Genomic DNA, 2,194 nt, shown 5'->3' with positions numbered 1-2,194 from the left:
GAACTACGTTTGGTCGAACTGGTCAGGGTGGGTAAAAGCCTGGCCGAAATCCATCGCCGAGCCTGCGACCGAAGAGGAACTTGCCTCGATCGTCCGGGACGCGGAGACCCCCATCCGCGTCGCCGGCACGGGCCACTCCTTTACGCCGCTGGTCGAAACCGCGGGCACCATCGTTACGCTGCGACATATCGCCGGTGTCGTCGATCACGATCCCGCAGCCTCCACCGCGCGTATCAAGGCCGGCACGACGATCCGCGATCTGGGGCCAATGTTGTTCGATCGCGGCCTTGGCCTCGTCAATCAGGGCGACATAGACCGCCAGTCGATCGCGGGCGCGGTCGGAACGGGTACGCATGGCACGGGCGGCGAGTTGGGCTCCGTCTCGGCGGCGGTTGCGGGATTCCGGCTCGTCACCGCCGACGGCACGGTCGTCACGGCGAACCGCGACGAGAACCCGGACGTCTTCGATGCGGGCCGCGTTTCGATGGGCAGCCTCGGTATCATGAGCGAAATCACCATGCAGTGCCGACCTGCCTATGCGCTGGAGGAAACGGGCGGGGCGATGCCCGTCGAGGAGGTGCTGTCGCGCGCCGAGGAACTGCGCGACGCCAACCGGCATTTCGAATTCTTCTGGTTCCCTTATGCCGATCAGGCCATCTTCAAGATACTGGCCGAGACCGCGAAACAGCCAAAGCCGCGCCGCCGCCGCGAGGAAGGCGACCTGTCGCGCGACGACAAGGTCATGATCCTCGCCTGCGAGTCGACGCGCTACGCACCTCTTATACGCGGGCCGTTGCAGAAATTCCTGACGTCGAGCAGCGGGCGCTATTCATCGGGCTCGCTGACCGAGCCCGGCCGTGTGCGCTGGTCGCACGAAGCCTTTCCCAGCGACCGCAACGTGCGCTTCAACGAGATGGAATATGCGGTGCCCGTCGATCGCGGGCTCGACTGCATTCAGGAAGTCGCGGCGCATATGCGCAAATGCGGCATCAACTTCCTCTTCCCGCTCGAGTTCCGCTATGTCGCCGCCGACGAGGCCTGGCTGAGCCCATTCCATGGCCGGGACAGCGTGACGATCTCGGTGCATCAGTACCATCGGCAGCCCTATGACAAGCTGTTCGCCGGCGTGGAAGCGATATTCGCGCGCTACGAAGGCCGTCCGCATTGGGGCAAGCTCCACACGCTCGGCGCTGCCGAACTTGCGCAGCTCTATCCGCGCTGGGAGGATTTCCAGACGGTGCGCCGCCGGCTCGACCCGAAGGGAAAATTCCTCAATACCTATCTGAAGCGGATTTTTGGCGAGGGCTAGATCAAGCCCGCTCAATGCGGGCAACAGTCTGTCCTTCCGCAACCGCGTCTTCCTCGGCGACGAGAATGTCGAGCACACGGCAGGCAAAGGGCACCGGCACCGGGATTTCCATCTTCATCGATTCCAGAATGAGGATCGGATCGTCCTCGTCGAGCATGTCGCCGGGCTTCACCTCGATCTTCCAGACCTTGCCGGCGATCTCGCTTTTGACGTCGATGCTCATGCCGTTCTCCCCGTTTCTCCAATATCGCTCGCGAGCGCGACCGACTTGACGAGCGCCCAGACCGGGCGGCCCGGTGCAAGGGCAAGGCGCTCCACCGCGCGGGTCGTGACGCGCGCGAAGAGCATAATGGGCGCATCGGTCGAGCCTGCCGCCAGCGCTACGTCGGCCTGCGCCGGTCCCGCCGGTCTGATCTCGACGATTTTCGCTTCGATCACATTCTGAATGCTGAGGCCGGTCGGATGTTCCGTCGCCAATGCAATGTCGCGCGCGTGAAGTCGGAGGCGCACCGTCGCCCCGACGGAGAGCGGCAGCCGCGATAGCGCCAGCGTTGCGCCACCAATGTCGAGCTCGGTCAGATGATATGCTTCGTCATGCCGCGCGATCCGCGCCTCGATGATGGTGGCAGGATCTGTCGCGCCGCCATCCTCGCCGAGAATGAGCGCCTGCACATCGAGACGGTTCAGTACGGCGGCAACGTCGCCTGTTGCCGCGATCCGTCCGCCATGCAGAACGAGCACACGGTCGGCGAGCCGCACGATCTCGTCGATGTTGTGGCTGACGAAGAGGATCGGCAGATCGAGCCGGCGGTGCAGCGCGTCGAGGAAAGGCATGATCTCGCGACGGCGGCGAATGTCGAGACTCGCCAGCGGTTCGTCCATCAG

The 2,194-nt window shown here is 64.2% G+C and carries 3 protein-coding genes; 1 reads left to right on the top strand and 2 read right to left on the bottom strand.

The genetic code is table 11. The features are described 5' to 3' along the window. A partial coding sequence (locus VMR03_RS10770) for a D-arabinono-1,4-lactone oxidase (RefSeq protein WP_325405040.1) occupies positions 1-1,309 on the top strand: 1,309 nt, incomplete at its 5' end. Between the two features lies 1 nt (position 1,310). Here the strand turns inward: VMR03_RS10770 and VMR03_RS10765 are convergent. Both VMR03_RS10765 and VMR03_RS10760 read right to left on the bottom strand, forming a co-directional pair. Beyond that, entirely contained in the window at positions 1,311-1,532 is a 222-nt protein-coding gene (locus tag VMR03_RS10765) for an acetyl-CoA carboxylase biotin carboxyl carrier protein subunit (protein WP_325405038.1), read from the bottom strand. Further along, positions 1,529-2,194, bottom strand: a 666-nt coding sequence (locus VMR03_RS10760) for a TOBE domain-containing protein (protein WP_325405036.1), incomplete at its 5' end; no start/stop codon positions are given. The genes VMR03_RS10760 and VMR03_RS10765, both read right to left, overlap by 4 nt.

The organism is Parvibaculum sp. (assembly GCF_035511255.1).
Classification (GTDB): domain Bacteria; phylum Pseudomonadota; class Alphaproteobacteria; order Parvibaculales; family Parvibaculaceae; genus Parvibaculum.
This window is presented reverse-complemented; position numbering and strand designations above follow the sequence as displayed.

Excerpts from the sequence above, each read along its gene's own strand:
- VMR03_RS10765 (WP_325405038.1), bottom strand. The coding sequence starts at position 1,532 with ATGAGCATCGACGTCAAAAGCGAGATCGCCGGCAAGGTCTGGAAGATC.